Annotated in this window: 19 protein-coding genes; 8 read left to right on the top strand and 11 right to left on the bottom strand. The window is 34.4% G+C overall.

The features are described 5' to 3' along the window. Positions 1–76 precede the first annotated feature (76 nt). The 6 genes from rpoN to QWT87_RS14555 form a co-directional block, all read right to left on the bottom strand. Positions 77–1,540 carry an RNA polymerase factor sigma-54 gene (gene rpoN / locus QWT87_RS14580; RefSeq protein ID WP_087705908.1) on the bottom strand — a complete coding sequence of 488 codons (1,464 nt, stop codon included), beginning with the start codon at positions 1,538–1,540 and terminating at the stop codon, positions 77–79. A 160-nt stretch (positions 1,541–1,700) separates the two neighbouring features. Beyond that, positions 1,701–1,994, bottom strand: a complete 294-nt coding sequence (locus QWT87_RS14575) for a type II toxin-antitoxin system RelE/ParE family toxin (protein ID WP_302716780.1) — start codon at positions 1,992–1,994, stop codon at positions 1,701–1,703. Next, positions 1,982–2,203: a DUF2683 family protein gene (locus tag QWT87_RS14570; RefSeq protein WP_302716778.1), complete on the bottom strand. Its 222-nt coding sequence runs from the start codon at positions 2,201–2,203 to the stop codon at positions 1,982–1,984. The genes QWT87_RS14575 and QWT87_RS14570 overlap by 13 nt, the downstream gene beginning before the upstream one ends. Positions 2,204–2,277: 74 nt before the next feature. Beyond that, positions 2,278–3,726, bottom strand: a complete 1,449-nt coding sequence (gene asnS / locus QWT87_RS14565) for an asparagine--tRNA ligase (protein WP_076396013.1) — start codon at positions 3,724–3,726, stop codon at positions 2,278–2,280. A gap of 134 nt (positions 3,727–3,860) precedes the next feature. Beyond that, positions 3,861–4,460 carry a CDP-alcohol phosphatidyltransferase family protein gene (locus tag QWT87_RS14560; RefSeq protein ID WP_116096885.1) on the bottom strand — a complete coding sequence of 200 codons (600 nt, stop codon included), beginning with the start codon at positions 4,458–4,460 and terminating at the stop codon, positions 3,861–3,863. Between the two features lie 21 nt (positions 4,461–4,481). After that, positions 4,482–4,952 carry a hypothetical protein gene (locus QWT87_RS14555; protein WP_116096883.1) on the bottom strand — a complete coding sequence of 157 codons (471 nt, stop codon included), beginning with the start codon at positions 4,950–4,952 and terminating at the stop codon, positions 4,482–4,484. A gap of 107 nt (positions 4,953–5,059) precedes the next feature. Between QWT87_RS14555 and QWT87_RS14550 the strand changes: the two genes are divergently transcribed. Next, positions 5,060–5,998, top strand: coding sequence for a helix-turn-helix domain-containing protein (locus tag QWT87_RS14550; RefSeq protein WP_302716774.1), 939 nt, complete (start codon positions 5,060–5,062; stop codon positions 5,996–5,998). 21 nt (positions 5,999–6,019) lie between these two features. Here QWT87_RS14550 and rimM read toward each other — a convergent pair whose 3' ends face one another. Continuing rightward, on the bottom strand, positions 6,020–6,562 hold the full coding sequence (rimM, locus tag QWT87_RS14545) for a ribosome maturation factor RimM (RefSeq protein WP_116096879.1): 543 nt from the start codon (positions 6,560–6,562) through the stop codon (positions 6,020–6,022). Between the two features lie 12 nt (positions 6,563–6,574). Then, the gene (locus QWT87_RS14540) at positions 6,575–7,129 is read right to left on the bottom strand and encodes a 30S ribosomal protein S16 (RefSeq protein WP_087705922.1); all 555 of its coding nucleotides are present in this window, start codon (positions 7,127–7,129) and stop codon (positions 6,575–6,577) included. A 134-nt stretch (positions 7,130–7,263) separates the two neighbouring features. On the opposite strand from QWT87_RS14540, the gene QWT87_RS14535 reads away from it, so the two are divergent. Continuing rightward, the gene (locus QWT87_RS14535) at positions 7,264–8,748 is read left to right on the top strand and encodes a glycosyltransferase family protein (RefSeq protein WP_302716771.1); all 1,485 of its coding nucleotides are present in this window, start codon (positions 7,264–7,266) and stop codon (positions 8,746–8,748) included. A 2-nt stretch (positions 8,749–8,750) separates the two neighbouring features. On the opposite strand, the gene QWT87_RS14530 is transcribed toward QWT87_RS14535, so the two are convergent. Then, the gene (locus QWT87_RS14530) at positions 8,751–9,260 is read right to left on the bottom strand and encodes a nitroreductase family protein (protein WP_302716769.1); all 510 of its coding nucleotides are present in this window, start codon (positions 9,258–9,260) and stop codon (positions 8,751–8,753) included. 212 nt (positions 9,261–9,472) lie between these two features. Continuing rightward, complete coding sequence (locus tag QWT87_RS14525; RefSeq protein ID WP_076396041.1) at positions 9,473–9,922, bottom strand: GreA/GreB family elongation factor; 450 nt, start codon at positions 9,920–9,922, stop codon at positions 9,473–9,475. Between the two features lie 141 nt (positions 9,923–10,063). On the opposite strand from QWT87_RS14525, the gene QWT87_RS14520 reads away from it, so the two are divergent. Further along, entirely contained in the window at positions 10,064–10,432 is a 369-nt protein-coding gene (locus QWT87_RS14520; RefSeq protein ID WP_302716767.1) for a DUF805 domain-containing protein, read from the top strand. 39 nt (positions 10,433–10,471) lie between these two features. Here QWT87_RS14520 and QWT87_RS14515 read toward each other — a convergent pair whose 3' ends face one another. Then, a complete protein-coding gene (locus QWT87_RS14515) occupies positions 10,472–11,005 on the bottom strand; it encodes an SRPBCC family protein (RefSeq protein ID WP_302716765.1) in 534 nt (177 codons plus the stop codon). A 212-nt stretch (positions 11,006–11,217) separates the two neighbouring features. Here QWT87_RS14515 and QWT87_RS14510 point away from each other — a divergent pair, with 212 nt between their 5' ends. The 5 genes from QWT87_RS14510 (at position 11,218) to QWT87_RS14490 (ending at position 16,037) form a co-directional block, all read left to right on the top strand. Then, positions 11,218–13,275, top strand: a complete 2,058-nt coding sequence (locus QWT87_RS14510) for a M3 family metallopeptidase (RefSeq protein WP_302716763.1) — start codon at positions 11,218–11,220, stop codon at positions 13,273–13,275. Positions 13,276–13,571: 296 nt separating this feature from the next. Next, entirely contained in the window at positions 13,572–14,003 is a 432-nt protein-coding gene (locus QWT87_RS14505; protein WP_302716761.1) for a hypothetical protein, read from the top strand. Positions 14,004–14,317: 314 nt separating this feature from the next. Continuing rightward, complete coding sequence (locus QWT87_RS14500; protein ID WP_302716758.1) at positions 14,318–14,701, top strand: tetratricopeptide repeat protein; 384 nt, start codon at positions 14,318–14,320, stop codon at positions 14,699–14,701. Positions 14,702–14,797: 96 nt separating this feature from the next. Next, entirely contained in the window at positions 14,798–15,352 is a 555-nt protein-coding gene (locus tag QWT87_RS14495) for a hypothetical protein (protein WP_076396055.1), read from the top strand. Between the two features lie 19 nt (positions 15,353–15,371). After that, positions 15,372–16,037: a hypothetical protein gene (locus QWT87_RS14490; RefSeq protein WP_087705941.1), complete on the top strand. Its 666-nt coding sequence runs from the start codon at positions 15,372–15,374 to the stop codon at positions 16,035–16,037. Positions 16,038–16,140: the final 103 nt, after the last annotated feature.

Raw genomic sequence — 16,140 nt, 5'->3', positions numbered from 1 at the left:
AGAATGAGATACAACTTTATGGATAATTAAAAAACAATAAAAAAAGCATTTCGGTTTGAAATGCTTTTCTGTTATTTTAGAGTTCTTTTCTTAATCTCGCTACCGGAATATTAAGCTGTTCACGATATTTTGCAATTGTTCTTCTCGCAATATTGTATCCCTGCTCTTTTAAGATCACCACCAAAGCGTCGTCTGTTAAAGGCTTTCTCTTATTTTCTTTGCTGATTACTTCCTGAAGATGAGTTTTAATTTCTTTTGTAGAAACTTCCTCTCCGTCATCATTTGTTAAACTATCCGAGAACAGATCTTTAAGGTAAATAATCCCGTTCGGTGTATCTGCATATTTGCTTTTTACCACTCTGGAAATCGTTGAAATATCGAAGCCTGTAATATCGGCAATATCCTTAAGAATCATTGGTCTCAAAGATTTTTCATCTCCCGTAAGGAAATAATCTTTCTGAAACTTCACAATAGCCGTAATGGTTTGCAATAATGTATTCTGGCGCTGATTAATGGCATCAATATACCATTTTGCTGCATCCAGTTTTTGTTTGATGAATAAAGCAGCCTGTTTGTGTTCGGCAGAATTTTTATCGTGAGAATAAGTGGATAAAATATCTTTATATTCTTCTGAAACTCTCAGCGTAGGTGCATTTTTGCTGTTCAGCATCGGGATAACCTGTCCGTCTTTTACCTGAATTACAAAATCCGGAATAATTTCCTGATTGATCGTAATCGTCTGAGTATCGAAATTTCCGCCAACTTTTGGAGATAATTTTGAAATTTCGTCCAACGCATCTTTCAAATCTTCTTCCTCAATATCGTATTTCTGGATGATTTTGTTGTAGTGCTTGTTCGTTAAAGCATCAAACTGATGTCTCAGAATATTGGCAGCCAGAGAAACGGCTTTATCTGAACTTACTTTTTTCTCAATCTGCAGCAGTAGACATTCCTGAAGACCTCTCGCTCCTACTCCGGGAGGATCCAGCTTCTGCACATAATTTTCAAGGATATCTTCTACATTTTCTTTGGTGGTATAAATTCCCTGAGAAAAGGCAAGATCATCCACAATAGATTTGATTTCTCTTCTTAAATATCCGTCTGTATCGAGATTCCCGATAAGATATTCCGCAATCTTCAAATCTTCTTTATTGATGTTGGCAAGATGGATCTGCTCCAAAAGATAATCGTATAATGATTGTCCTTCCGTTAAAAGACTTTCATTATCAAATTCTTCATCATCGGAAGAATAGTTACTGGAAGACGTTTTATAGCTCGGTTCATCATCGTAAAGATACTGGTCTACATCAAAATCTGTTTCAATGCTTTCCGTACCTTCTGTTTCATATGAATCTTCCAGAGAAGAATAATCATCCTCTTTAGATTCTTCTTTTGCGATCTCTAATGCCGGGTTTTCTTCTAACTCCCTCTCAAGTTCCTCTTCAAACTCCAATGTGTGAAGCTGGATCAACTTCATCAATTGGATTTGCTGGGGAGCCAGCTTTTGTCCTAATTTGAGTTGTAAGTGTTGTTTTAGCATATTACTAGTTGGTGTTTTAACATAACATATTCTACGAATTTAGTACTTTTTTTTGACAAAACTAAATTTTAGCACGATTTTTGTACTCAACAGTGTATAATAAGCTATTTAAAATAAACAACAAAAGCCCTGAAGCATGATTTTCAGGGCTTTTTAATTTTTATATATTCAAATTTTCCGGATCTCTTCTGTTATCCCAAAAGGCAAGAATTTCAATAACCTCTTTGTTGACCCGATAATACATTGAAAAATTTTTATCAATCAAAACATATTTCACATCATCAATTTCAGAGGGAGAACCTATATTCGGATTTTCGGCGATAAGTTTTTCCTTTTTTTCAACTTCTGCCATTAATTTTGAAGAATATTTTATCGATTTATTATGTTTGATCCAATATTGAAGCGTATCCAGATAATCTGATTCTGCCTGATGAGACCAGATTACTTTAAACATGTTCTTGCTTTTTCAGCTACAGACTCACTTGATGAGAATTTCCCCTCAGAAATATCTGAAATTCCTTTTAGAATTTTCTCTTTCTGCCATTCAGTAAGTTTTTCTTCTTTATTAATCTCAAAATTAATTTTCAGCTCTTTCAAAAGAGCTTTCAGAAGATTGATCTGATTTTCGTTTTCTGTATGTATGGTAATTGTACTCATCATCATTATTTTAGGTAAAGTTAATAAAAAAATCCTTCCGATAAGATCAGAAGGATTTTTCTATATGTTTTTATTAAAAATTAAAACTCAGCGTTTTTCGGCGTTCTCGGGAAAGGAATTACATCTCTGATGTTCGTCATTCCTGTTACGAAAAGAACCAGTCTTTCCAATCCGAGACCAAATCCTGCGTGTGGAACAGAACCGAATTTTCTTGTATCTAAATACCACCATAATTCGTGTTCATCAACATGCATTTCTGCCATTTTCTGCTTAAGAACATCCAGTCTGGCTTCTCTTTCGGAACCACCTATGATTTCTCCGATTCCGGGGAAAAGAACGTCCATCGCAGCAACGGTTTTACCGTCTTCATTCAGTTTCATGTAGAACGCTTTGATCTCTTTTGGATAATCAAACAGAACTACCGGACTTTCGAAATGTTTTTCTACCAGATATCTTTCGTGCTCAGACTGAAGATCGGTTCCCCAGTTTTCAACCGGATACTGGAATTTCCCTTTCTTATTTTCTTTTGAGTTCATTAAGATCTCGATAGCTTCTGTGTAAGAAACTCTCTTGAAACGTTTCGCAATCACATTCTCAAGCTTTTCGATAAGACCTTCTTTGGCTCTGTCTTTTTCAGGCTTAGATTTTTGCTCTTCTTCAAAACGTTTGTCTAAGAACTCAAGATCGTCTTTGCAGTGATCCAATACATATTTAATTACATATTTTAAGAAATCTTCTGCAAGATCAATGTTATCCTCAAGGTTGTTAAAAGCCACTTCCGGCTCAATCATCCAGAATTCTGCAAGGTGGCGTGTTGTGTTTGAATTTTCTGCACGGAAAGTCGGCCCGAAAGTATAAATTCTTCCCAATCCCATCGCCGCAGTTTCTCCTTCAAGCTGTCCGGAAACCGTTAAATTTGTTTTTCTTCCGAAGAAATCCTGAGCAAAATCGATGTCTCCCTGCTCATCTCTCGGAATATTGTTCAGATCAAAATTCGTTACCCCGAACATTTCTCCGGCTCCTTCTGCATCGGCTCCCGTAATTACCGGCGTGTTGATGTAGAAAAACTGATTCTGGTTAAAGAAAGAATGTACCGCAAAACTCACCGCATGACGCACTCTGAAAACGGCTCCGAACAAGTTGGTTCTGAATCTCAAATGCGCCTGATCTCTCAAAGTTTCCAATGAGTGTTTTTTAGGCTGAAGAATCGTTTTGTCTCTTTCTTCCGTGAAGTTATCTCCTAAAATGGTAATTTTTTTCGCTAAAATCTCAACAGCCTGTCCAGCTCCCTGACTTTCCACCACTTCTCCTACAATTTTAAGGGAAGAAGCTGTACTGATCTTGCTGATAATCTCTTCGTCGAAATTTTCAAAATCAACAACAATCTGCAAATTATTAATCGTAGAACCATCATTAAGCGCAATGAAGCGATTCGCACGGAACGTTCTTACCCAACCGTAAACCGTAATGTCATGATGTAATACTTTCTTGTAATCCTGTAGGATTTCCTTAATGGTCTGCTTTTTCATTTGTTGATTAAAATTTTTCTGTAAAAATTAATGTCTGCAAAGTTACAAAAAAACAGCGCAATTTGAGGATTACACTGTTTTAATTCAATTCATTTATCAATTAATTACTCAAAAAATTATGCTTTAAATAAGAATCAATTAAAGAAAATCGATTTTTTTCTCTGTTTTCCTTTCCTAATTTTCCATGCATGATAAGAACTCGGAACATCATATTGCCATTTGGGAAGGATTAAAATAATTAAAATTACATCAATGTGCGAAACAAATCCTAAAATAACGGTAAGATAAAAAGTCCATCCTGCCTGTTGAAATCCAATTAAATAGGTAAAAGCGATCAGCAAACTCAGTCCCCACATTTTCGATAAAAAAGCGTGAGTACAGGTCTCTTTCCCGAATTTTAGCCAGCTTATTATATAGCAAAGTGCTTCCATGACGAAAATTAGAGCAACTCCTTTCCATTCGTTTTTTATTAATTCGGCATTCAAAAAGTAAGAAGCAAATCCAAGAGATAGCCAGAATACCAAATCGGTCTGACTGTCTAATCTTCTAAGTTTTTCGGAAGAAACACCCACTTTTCGTGCGATGATTCCGTCGAAAATATCCGTTAATAAACCAAAATACATTAAGCTTAAAATTAAAAATCGGGATTGCTCTCCTTTAAAATAAGCTAACAAAAGGATGATTGGAGCCAAACAAAATCTTGTGGCGATTAATAGATAAGGTATTGTTTTCATTTCAATTGTTTTTTTTAAGATTTAGAAGACTAAATTAAATCCCAAAGAAAATCTGAAACCTGAGGTAGAAAAGTACTTATAAGGTTCGTATTCAATATTATAACCCGCTTCAGCAGAAATAAAATGGTAAAAAACTATTCCAAATTTTGGTGATACCGCATATGGAGTAATTCCGGCGCCGGTATACAAATTGGTTATCATACTTTTTTCTTTAAAATCTGCAACTTTGTAAAAATAATCCAGTTCCGGAATAACAATAAATTTTCTTTCCGGTGTATCCCACCAATTGAAATGCCCTCTTAAACTCACATAATTATTTTCATTAAGAGGAATTTTCGGACCGAAAGAAAGAAAAGATTTATCATTCATGATGGTTAATTCGAGACGAGTGCAAATAATTGATCCTATAATTGCCCAGTCTTTTTTGTTGCCGATTTGTGCGTTTACAAAACTGCAAAAAGACAGCGCAATGATTAATACAAAATTTTTCATGATTTTTTATTTTAAAAATTACACCTCAAAGCTATACTTGAAAAGCTGTTTCATAAATGCGAAAAAAAATTAAAATAAAAATCTAAATTTGTGAAAATCGCAAAACTATGTATCAGGAACGTTTGCTTAAAGAAATCCGAAAGAAAATTGGTGACAGATCGTTAAATGACGAAATTGCCAATATTCTTAACATCAGCTACGATGCGGCACACCGAAGAACTTCCCTGAAAGCAAAATTCAGTTTAGAGGAAGCTTTGGAACTGGCAAAGTATTTTCAGATTTCTCTGGATCAGTTTCAGACTTCTGACCGGCAGATTATAGTAAGAAAAACAAGTGTTGTTATGGAAACAGAAGATTTAAAATCATTTTTCCAGAACAATCTCAATGTGTTTGAAAACCTTCCTCTTTCAAAAGGAATGACGATCTATTATTCGGCGAAAGACATTCCGTTTTTCTACACGCTTTCAGATTCGATGCTTTCTCGTTTTAAAGTATATGTATGGATGAATTTGCTTAATTCCAAACAGGTTTTCATTCCTTTTCTGCAGTTTTCGCCTCCCGATTTTAAGCTCGACACAAAAGAACTCAGGAAGAAATATGAGGAACAGAATGTTATTGAGTTATGGAATAATAGTACCATTTCGAGCATCCTACAGCAAATTTTGTTTTATTCTGAAACGGGACACCTGAAACAGAGTGAGGCTCGGATTATTTTAAATGAATTAACGGAACTTATACAGTATATTGAGGAAAAAACAGAAAACAATCTTAAATTTCAATTATATGAAAATGAACTGATGCATCTTTCCAATGACATCTTTTTTCATCATCCTCAACAGTCACTGTTTGCTATTCCGACCAATATGTTTGGCTATATTCTGATTAACGATGAAAAGACATGTACCGAAACACTGAATTATTTTGAGCATCAGATAAAAAATTCAAAATCGATGAATACTTCGGGAAACCGGGACCGAAAAATATTTTTTAACCGAATGTATACTCAGATTGAGGATTTGAAAAAGAAACTGAATACTAAAATGTAAGCAGTAAAATTATTTGTAAAACTATTCGTCTTTCTTGGAAGGAACCAAGAAAACATCAATAAGACCTTCCGGAAGATGCATTTTGATGAATCTTTCATCTCTGTTCACTTCTAAGATCCAGTCTTTGATGATAGGGATTACCACTTCTTTTCCGTCGAGATTGGTGATAAAGTAAACCTGCGCTGTCTGATCGTTTACGGAACGGATCACTCCACAGTCGTTATCATTTTCATCATGGATATTGTACCCGATGATTTCATGGTAATAAAATTGCTTTCCGGTAAGTTTTGGTAAACTTGAGAGAGGAAGATAGACATTTTTCCCCAAGGACTGATCCACTAAAGCTTCCGAGGAATTTTTAAAGGCAATATTAAGAGCATCCAATTTACTCCAGGATGATTTTTCAATAAAAAAAGGAACCAATAATCCGTTGATTTCAACGAATATTGATTCCAGTTTATTGTAAAGCTCGGGCTGATCGGTATCCAGTTTAAGGATAACGTTTCCCGCAAGTCCGTGTCTGCGCGTGATTTTTCCTAATAAATAGCAATCTTCTTTACGCATACCGGATTTTTCTTAAGCTTCAGTATTTTCTTCTGTAGATTCAGCAGCAGCTTCTCCTTCTGTAGTTTCTTCAGCAGGTGCATTTGCAGCTTCTTCAGCAGCTTTAGCGTCTGCTTCAGCCTGTGCAGCAGCAGCAACTCTAGCTTCGTTTACTTTAGCTTCAGCTTCTAAAGCAGCTTTTTTAGCATCAGATTTAGCAGTAGCCAAACCGTCCACTTTACCTTGTACTTTAGCTTCTTTAGCTTCTACCCAAGCATTGAATCTTTTTTCAGCTTCAGCCTCATCAAAAGCTCCTTTAGCAACACCACCTTGTAAGTGTTTTTTGTAAAGCGCCCCTTTGTAAGAAAGAATAGCTCTTGCAGTATCAGTTGGCTGAGCACCGTTGTTTAACCACTTTACAGCAGAATCAACGTTCAAATCGATAGTTGCAGGGTTTGTAATTGGGTTGTATGTTCCTAGTTTCTCGATGAATTTACCATCTCTTCTTGCTCTAGAATCTGCAACCACGATGTGGAAAAAAGGTCTTCCTTTAGATCCGTGTCTTTGTAATCTGATTTTTACTGACATAATGTTTGAATTTTACGGGAACTCGTCCCAGTTAAATATTTAAGAGTGCAAAGATAATATTTTTTTTCAAATATTCCACCTAATAATTTTCAATTCTTAAAACTGTTTATATATTTGTGATTAATGTCTTCGAAATGAATGTCTGTAAAAATATTTATATTTATTTTTTCATCGCCTTTCTTTTCTTTTTCCAGGTTTTTTGTTCCCCATTAAACGTTTATGATGAAGGAATTGTTTTGGTTAATGCCAAAAGATTGCTTCAGGGAGAAACGTATCTAAAAGATTTCTGGACTATTTATCCGAAAGGTCAATACTGGATTTTCGAATCCTGGATGAAAATTTTTGGAGGAAATCTGCTTTCGGTAAGGTGTCTGGAATTTTTAATCGGAATATCATTTGGAAGTTTCTTCTATTTTATTGTCAGAAACCTTATTAAATCTTCGAAAACAGCAGCTTTTTCTTCTCTGATATTTTGCTATTATCTTAATTCCAAATCTGATTTCCTTTTTTTCCCTCCTATCTATACCGCATTAATCTGTATCAGTATATCATACTTGTTATTTTTCAGCTATTTAGATAAAAGAAAATCTCACATCCTGTTTCTGTCTTTTTTAGCTCTTCAGGTTACGGCACTATTCAGAATAGATTTTTTCGTATATTCCTTTATTTCTTATATTCTAATTCTTGCTGTATCCATATTTTTTGATAAAGAATTATTCCGGAAAATTTTATTATTCGCCGGAGTTAGCTTATTATTAGCGGCTTGTACATATTATGCAATATTTACTTCCCAGGAAATCAGTCTATATTTTCAGACTCTCATTGCTGAGCCCGGCTCTCTGATTAAACAATACAGGGTAATTCCAATAAAATCAACATATTACTTGTATCCTTTATTATTCGTATTTGCTTTGTTTACTGAATATCGAAAGATAACGGGATCCGAGAAGCAAAAGCCCAATTACAAACTGCTGGTCGTAATTTTTAGTGGATTTTTATTTTTGAATCAGCTGTTTAACAGAGCCGATACGATACATTCTTTGCCTGTATTATTTTTTGCATGTATCATAGGAATTTACTATATCCGTTCATTCTTTAAAAATTTATGTTTTACTCTACCAGAATGGATTAAATATACAACAGCTGTAATCCTTCTTTTTGTTTCCGTTAAAAAAATATATCGGCATAATACAAGGGATTATAATACCGTAAATCTTTTTACAATGCCTTATTTAAAAAGTGATAAAGATTTAACGGATGTTATCTTTTTTATTCAGAACAATGTAAAAAAGCAAGATTACCTTTATATTGGTGTTGACAATCATGATCAGTTTTTGATTAATCACCTGATTTTATACTATTTTTCTCCAGGAAAAATTGCAACAAAATACAGTGAACTGCACCCCGGAATTGCCAATACTAAAAAAGGACAGCAGACAATAGTTGACGAACTTACCAAGAATAAACCTAAGTTTATCATTACAAGTGACGAAAAATCTACAGAGCCAAACAAAAGCAGTAAAGATATGGGACTTAATATTATAGACCGTTATATCGGGGAAAATTACCGCTCATATCCTTACCATAAATCTCATTATAAGATTTTCATTATCAAATAAAATTAGATCACTCCCATATACAGAAACCCTAAACACTTCTGGTTTTCTTCAATGGTTAAAGATTCTTTCAGATGGTCTACAATTTTCGGAGAACTCCAGTAACATCCGATATTATTTGCAGTACAGGTAAGATACATATTCTGAACAGCCATGGAAACCGCTGCGATTTCTTCCCATTCCGGAACCATTCCGCTGAAATTGACAACAATGGAAACTACGGTATCTGCTTTATTGATTTTAAAACCAATATCGTTGTATTTTTTTTCTAAAAAAAGTGTTTCGGGTTGGGTAGATTTGTAAATCGACTGCATTTCTAAAGCCAGTTTTGCTTTTTCTTCCCCTCTGAATATTTTGAAACGCCAGGGTTTTGTACGTTTATGATTGGGAGCCAAAGTTGCCGAATGTAAAATTTCGTCAAGAATTTCCTGTAAAATTTCTGTATCCGAATAATCTTTTGGAAATATACTTCTTCTTTGCTCTATGATTTCTTTTAAAACTTCTGCTTTATTCATGAGCGCAAAATTACGAAAAAGTTGATGGCTGACTGTTGATAGCTGATAGTTTTTAATTATTGATAAGTTAGATTATCCGTTTATTTTAAAAGTTTATTTGTCGTTCTTACGAATATTCAACGTTAATATCACTAAATAGATTCTTCACTCCGCTGCGCACCATTCAGAATGACAGCAAGTGTTTAGTTTGAAAAATTCATCATTCATCATTATTAAATGACCTCAATAATTTTCTGGTGAATTTTATTCAGTGTAAATTCATCGCCGGGTTTCATGCCCATCATTTTCTTTGCCATCGGACTTTCGGAAGAAATGGCATAGAACCGGTCGCCTTCAAAAAAGAATTCTCCCAAGGAAACCGAAATATAAAACCTTGCTTTATTCGTAATGACCAAAGATCCCAACTGAACTTTTTCGGTGGAATTATTCAGGACTTTAGCCATATTTCTTTTTAAATCGTTTAACGCTCCCAACTGACGCTGCATCTGGTAGATCTCTTCCTGCATCTCTTCTCTCATGCTGTCATATTTCGGAGTCTTTTTGATGTCGCGACTTGCTTCTAATGTAAATTCTATGAAGTTTTTTAATTTTTCGATCTTTTCGGCAATCACGTTTTTTACATAATTTCTTATGTTGTTTTTCTCAAATACGGTCTTCTCCATACATCAAATCTTTATATAAAGATAATATTTTTTCAATAATTCTTATTCGGCTTAACATAAAATAACAATTCCAAATATGGTGCTGAAATTTTAAAATAATTTCTACATTTGTTTTTTAAACGAATAAAAACTAAAAATACCATGTTTAAAGCACCATTTTCTTTCGAGGGAAGAATCAGAAGAACAGAGTATGGACTATCCTATCTTATCTATTTAGTATTTTCTGTTCCCTTCAATTTTTATTTTAATATTAATAATAATGAAGAACCTTCAGGAGTTGTTCTCATTATCTTTTTATTATTGCTTATTCCTTTAGTGTGGTTTATGTTAGCACAAGGAGCAAAAAGATGTCACGACAGAGGAAATTCAGGATGGTTCCAAATCATTCCCTTTTATTCCCTTTGGATGTTATTTGCAGATAGCGACCATGGCCCGAATGAATATGGTCCCAATCCGAAAGGTGAAGGAAATTACAATTCAATTAATGAAATAGGTCAAAAAGAATATTAAATAAATAAGCCTTGCGAGTAATTTCACAAGGCTTTCTTTTTATTTTTCTACTAATTTCTTCAGATTATTAAGTCCTTCTTCGTAGGATTTTCCCATTTGGTAATCCATCATCGGCCGCATTATTTTCATCATCGGATCCTGCTCTGTATCCATCGTCCAGGTTACTTTTGTTCCGTTTCCTTCTGGAGACAAAGCGATTTCTGAGGTTGCCTGTCCTGCAAACGGTCTTTCAAAAATCATTTCTGTTTTCTGCTTTTGGTCTGTAACCAACTCTTTCATTTCCTGACATCCTGCTCCTGCATCATCATTTTTGCTGTCCCAGCAATACTTATCTCCAACCTGACCTTCGTTTCCGGAATACACAATTTTCATATTCGGATCCAGCTTCATCCACGGATTCCACTGATTAAAGGCTTTCATGGAACTGATCTGTTTCCAGACTTTCTCTTTCGGAGCATTCATCACCATCGATTTTTCGTAATGATAGTTTTTGCCGAATGCCACCATTGCGATTAAAGCATAAACAACAATTAATAGTAAAATGATACCAAGAACTTTTAAAAATTTTTTCATCGTTATTAAAATTTAGGGTTATAATTTTTATGATAAGGACACTTCAATTTGCTGTCAAAATTAATCAATCTGGCTTCATCTTAACTTTCCATATGACAAGATTATACAATAGCGTCAAATTTTGTCACAACTTCCTTTCAGGCATCATTTTTGAGCTTTTTCGCTGTCGGTTCCGGAGAATCATTAAATTTACAATAATTAAAAATCAGAATATGAATATTTTAACAGAAAAATTCACCACACCATATCATTCAGCTCCATTTAATAAGATCAGAAACGAAGATTACCTTCCAGCTTTTAAAGATTTAATTCAGAAATCTGAAGAAGAAATTAACGCTATCGTTGATAATGAGGATGCCCCGACTTTCGAAAATGTAATTGAAGCATTGGCTTATTCCGGCGAACAGCTTGATGTGGTTTCCAATATATTTTTCAATTTAAATTCGGCAGAAACCAGCGATGAAATCCAAAAGATCGCACAGGAAGTTTCTCCGATTTTAACAGAATATTCTTCAAAAATTTCTCAAAACGAAGCTCTTTTCAGTAAAATTAAAAAAGTGTACGATGAAAAAGAGAAATATAACCTCAACGAAGAGCAGGAAATGCTTCTGAATGAAACGTACAAAGGTTTTGTGAGAAGCGGTGCTTTATTAAATGAAGAAGACAAAGAGAAATTAAAGAAAATCAGCATGGATTTGTCTTTAAAATCACTTAAGTTCGGGCAGAATGTATTGGCTTCGACGAATAATTATTTTAAACATATCACCAATAAAGAAGATCTTGCGGGAATTCCGGAAGCTATTCTGGAACAATATGCAGAAGAAGCCAAAGAAAGAAATCTGGAAGGATGGGTGGTAACGCTGCAATATCCAAGTTATATTCCGTTCATGACATATGCTGAAAACCGCGAATTGAGAAAGGAAATTGCTTTGGCGAACGGTAAAAAGTCTTTCGACAGCGGAGAATTTGATAATCAGAATTTAATTAAATATCTTCTTTCTTTAAAACAGCAAAAAGCGGAATTATTAGGCTATAAAAACTACGCAGATTATGTTCTGGAGGAAAGAATGGCAAAATCTCCGACAAAAGTTATCGATTTTCTGAACGAACTTTTAACCAAAGCAAAACCTTATGCCGATAAAGAAATTGAAGAGTTGAAATCTTTGGCAAAAGCAGACGGAATTGAAGAAATACAAGGCTATGACCACGCTTTTTATGCTGAAAAACTCCGTAAAGCAAAATATGATCTTAATGATGAAGAATTAAAGCCTTATTTTCCTTTAAATCAGGTTCAGGATGCGGTTTTCGGATTGGCAGAACAACTTTTTGGATTAACTTTTGAGGAAAGAAACGATATTCCGAAATATCATGAAGAGGTAAAGGTTTATGAGGTATTTGAAACAGGGAGCGGGAAGATTGAAGATGGAAGCAACCATTCTGAAAAAACTTTCAAAGCGCTGCTTTATGTAGATTATTTTCCACGAAAAGGCAAAAGAGCGGGAGCCTGGATGACGAGCTATAAAAACCAGTACAAAAAAGACGGCGAAAATTCCCGTCCTCATATTTCTATCGTTTGTAATTTCAGTAAGCCGACGAAGGATACTCCAAGTTTACTAACGTTTCAGGAAGTGACTACTTTATTCCATGAATTTGGTCACGCCCTTCACGGAATGCTTGCCGATACGCAATACCCTACTCTTTCCGGAACTTCCGTAAAATGGGATTTCGTGGAGCTGCCTTCTCAATTCCTTGAAAATTTCTGCTACGAACCGGAATTCTTAAAAACGTTCGCAAAACATTACAAAACAGGAGAAGTTTTGCCGGATGAAAAAATTGAGAAAATAGCACAGTCGAAAAACTTTATGGAAGGTTACCAGACTTTGAGACAGCTTGGTTTCGGGCTACTGGACATGAATTACCATACTAAAGTTGAAGAGTTGGAAAATAAAAGTGTAAAGGAGTTTGAGGATGAATATACAAAAGCAACACAGTTATATCCTTCAAATCCTGAAACCGCTATGAGTCCGAGTTTTTCACATATTTTTCAGGGTGGATATTCTGCGGGATATTATTCTTACAAATGGGCGGAAGTTCTGGATGCAGATGCGTTTCAATATTTCAAGGAAAACGGAATTTTCAATGCTGAAATCGCTGCAAAATATAAAATTCTACTTTCTTCCGGCGGTACAAAAGATCCAATGGAACTGTACAAGAATTTCAGAGGAAGCGAACCGAAAGTGGAGAGTTTGCTGAAGAGAGCGTTTGGATAAAAACATTTATAAAACCATTAAGTTATTGAGCTTAATGGTTTTATTTTAAAAATCCGTGATGAAATTTTCAGCGATTATTTAATTATAAATCTGAAATACAAAGCTTTATATTCAGAGCTAAATATTTAATTAAGGCAAAGTGAGGCAGATTTCATCTGCTATGAAGCCGCACGTTTCATCATCCGCACATAACGAAAATATGCATGTTCTCTTTCATCTTAAAAATTGTTTTTACTTTGCATAGAATTAAAATTTATATTTGAGAATCCGCTTTAAACCAATTCGAAATTAAAACCATGGAATTAATTAAAGACATTGTCTGTCAGGTTTATTTTGACGGAAAATCAACCGAAAAAATTTTCGAACTTTTAAATCTTTATCTGCCTAAATACGAACCGTTGAATTTAGATTATACTTCCAGAATGGATAGTGAAGAAGGCTTTACCAGCAATAAAGAGATGATTGATTATTTTGTAAATGAAGATCATGTTGCCCAGACCTTTTACTGGAATCAATATACTGACAATCCTGATAGAATTTTGTTTGGCGTCAATATAACTGATGATAATAAAACGGTCTTCAGTTTAACTATTGACGGAACCATTACCTTAGCTGAAATTTATTTAAATGATTTAAAACAGAGGCTGAATTCTGATATCGGAGTTATTACTTTCGTAAATCCTGCGGAGTATGAGAATGGACTTGATTTTAAAATGAAGTATGAATGAAGAGTTTTCAAAATTAAATCTGAATTTGGTTTCGAGTACAAGGTTTAATTCCTGATGAAAGTAATTCATTATACAAAAATTTTGTAACCATAAAGCCTGATTGAAAAATACAGCATATGAATTATTCATTGAAAAATAATATGTATTTTAAACCGCAATAAAAACACTCATGCATAAATTAAAATTTCAACAGAATCTAATTATTCTTTTATTAATCTTCACTATCAATCAAACTTTTGCACATTACAGATGAAATTCCAAAATGGCTATTTGAAAAACATAAATAAACATTTACAATTTCATAATTTTACGCCATGAATAAAACAATCCACAGACTCCAAAACGTAAAAAAACTCCAGGCAAAAAGATGGGAAAATGAAGATCATTGGGATGCAATTAACGATCTTTTAATCAAAGAACTGGATGAAATTTTAGCGCTTGAACCGGAAAATACTTCCGCTTTAATCAACATTGCTGCAATCTATTCTGATATGGGAGAAGACGAGCAGGCTTTAAAACATCTTCATAAGGCATTAAATCTGGGTTCCGCGGATAAGAATCTGTTTATTAATCTTGCAATTGTGATGACTTATATGGGAAAGCATCCTGAAGAATATCATGAATTTTTGGAAATTGCGGAAGACAAAACAGAAGATCCGCTTACTTTTAAAGCTCATTTTGACCCTCAGTCTCGTTGATAATTTTATCTAAAATAATGATTCGGTTTACTAATCAATTCCCAATTTTTCTGTAATTTCAGCATTTTTAAAAAACATAAATAATAACCACCTCCTATGAAGAAAACAATTATTTCAGCATTTTTTATTATCATTTTTTCAGCCCTTAAAGCACAGATTCCGACTGTAAAACCTTCGACTGTAGGTCTGGAGAAAAATTATCAAAACTTCAGCTCAAAAAAAGAAACGGTTGTTCAAAAAGAAATCATAAAGCTTGGTGACTTTAAAGACCTTCATTTTCAGAAAATTGTTCTTAAAGATTTGTCGGATGATTCTTCGCTGAGCGTTTTAGGCATCATGACACTTTCCGAAACTTTCGATAATATTTCCAGAAAGACCATTACTCTGGAAAAAGATGAAGTCGAAAAACTCATCAATGCGCTTGAAAAAATTCAGCAGAACTCATCTTCCAAACCTGAAAACGACACCAAATACAAATACACCACCAAAAGCAATATCGAAACAGGAAGCAACTACCATGCAGATGTAAAAACATGGGAATATTATCTGAAATTGCCTGCTACATTCTACAGCCAGAATGAAATACAGTTTTCCCAAAACGGACTTGCCGAACTGATAAAATTCCTTAAAACGGCACATCAGAAACTTTAAAAACAAAAACAAGATACCTATGTTTACTTTCCTTAAAAGAAAAAAGCCTGAAGTTACCATCAATTCTATTTCTATCCCAACTTTCGGCTGGGAAATCGTTGAACAAAATGACGCTCAGATCGTCTGGGTAAATCCTGAACAAAGCGCATTGATTTCTCTGTACTTTTTCAACATTCCGCCGGATTTACCGACTGTTAAAAATATTGATGAATTAAGAAACTTTCACAGGCACTCAGTTTCTGCTTCCGGTGGAGGCATTGTTGAGGTATCAACATTTAACCTTCATAATATTCCGAGTGTAAAGACTATTTTTAAAATCCCTCAACCTGAACAAGGGATGAGCTATCTTGCATCCGTTACTATTCCTTTTGAAAACTGCAGTTTTGTAATTAAAACCCAAGCTGTTGAAGTCGGAACAACAGGGATGAGAGATAATCTGGTACTAAACAGATTTCTCCAAAACGGCGAAGTTACATTTGATGATAATGGACTGAAAAACTGGTTTGAAGATCCCTACGATCCTTCCTTTAAAGAGGGTGCTCTTATGAATAAATCCGAAACAGAGGAGTATGACAATGATTTTCCCCATCATCCGCTTTCCATAGTTCGCAGCATGATTAAAAAAGCCATCGAAGAAGTGATTTTAAAGGATGAACTAAAACGGCTGACTGCTTTCAGTAAATAATAAAATTAAATTTAAAAATCATCGGCAGAGTGTATGAAATAATACCACTCTGCTTTTTTATATGAAATTTTTCACTACCTTAGTTATGAAATTTGCTGAAAAA

Origin of the sequence: Chryseobacterium urinae (assembly GCF_030518295.1) — a bacterium.
Classification (GTDB): domain Bacteria; phylum Bacteroidota; class Bacteroidia; order Flavobacteriales; family Weeksellaceae; genus Chryseobacterium; species Chryseobacterium mucoviscidosis.
This window is presented reverse-complemented; position numbering and strand designations above follow the sequence as displayed.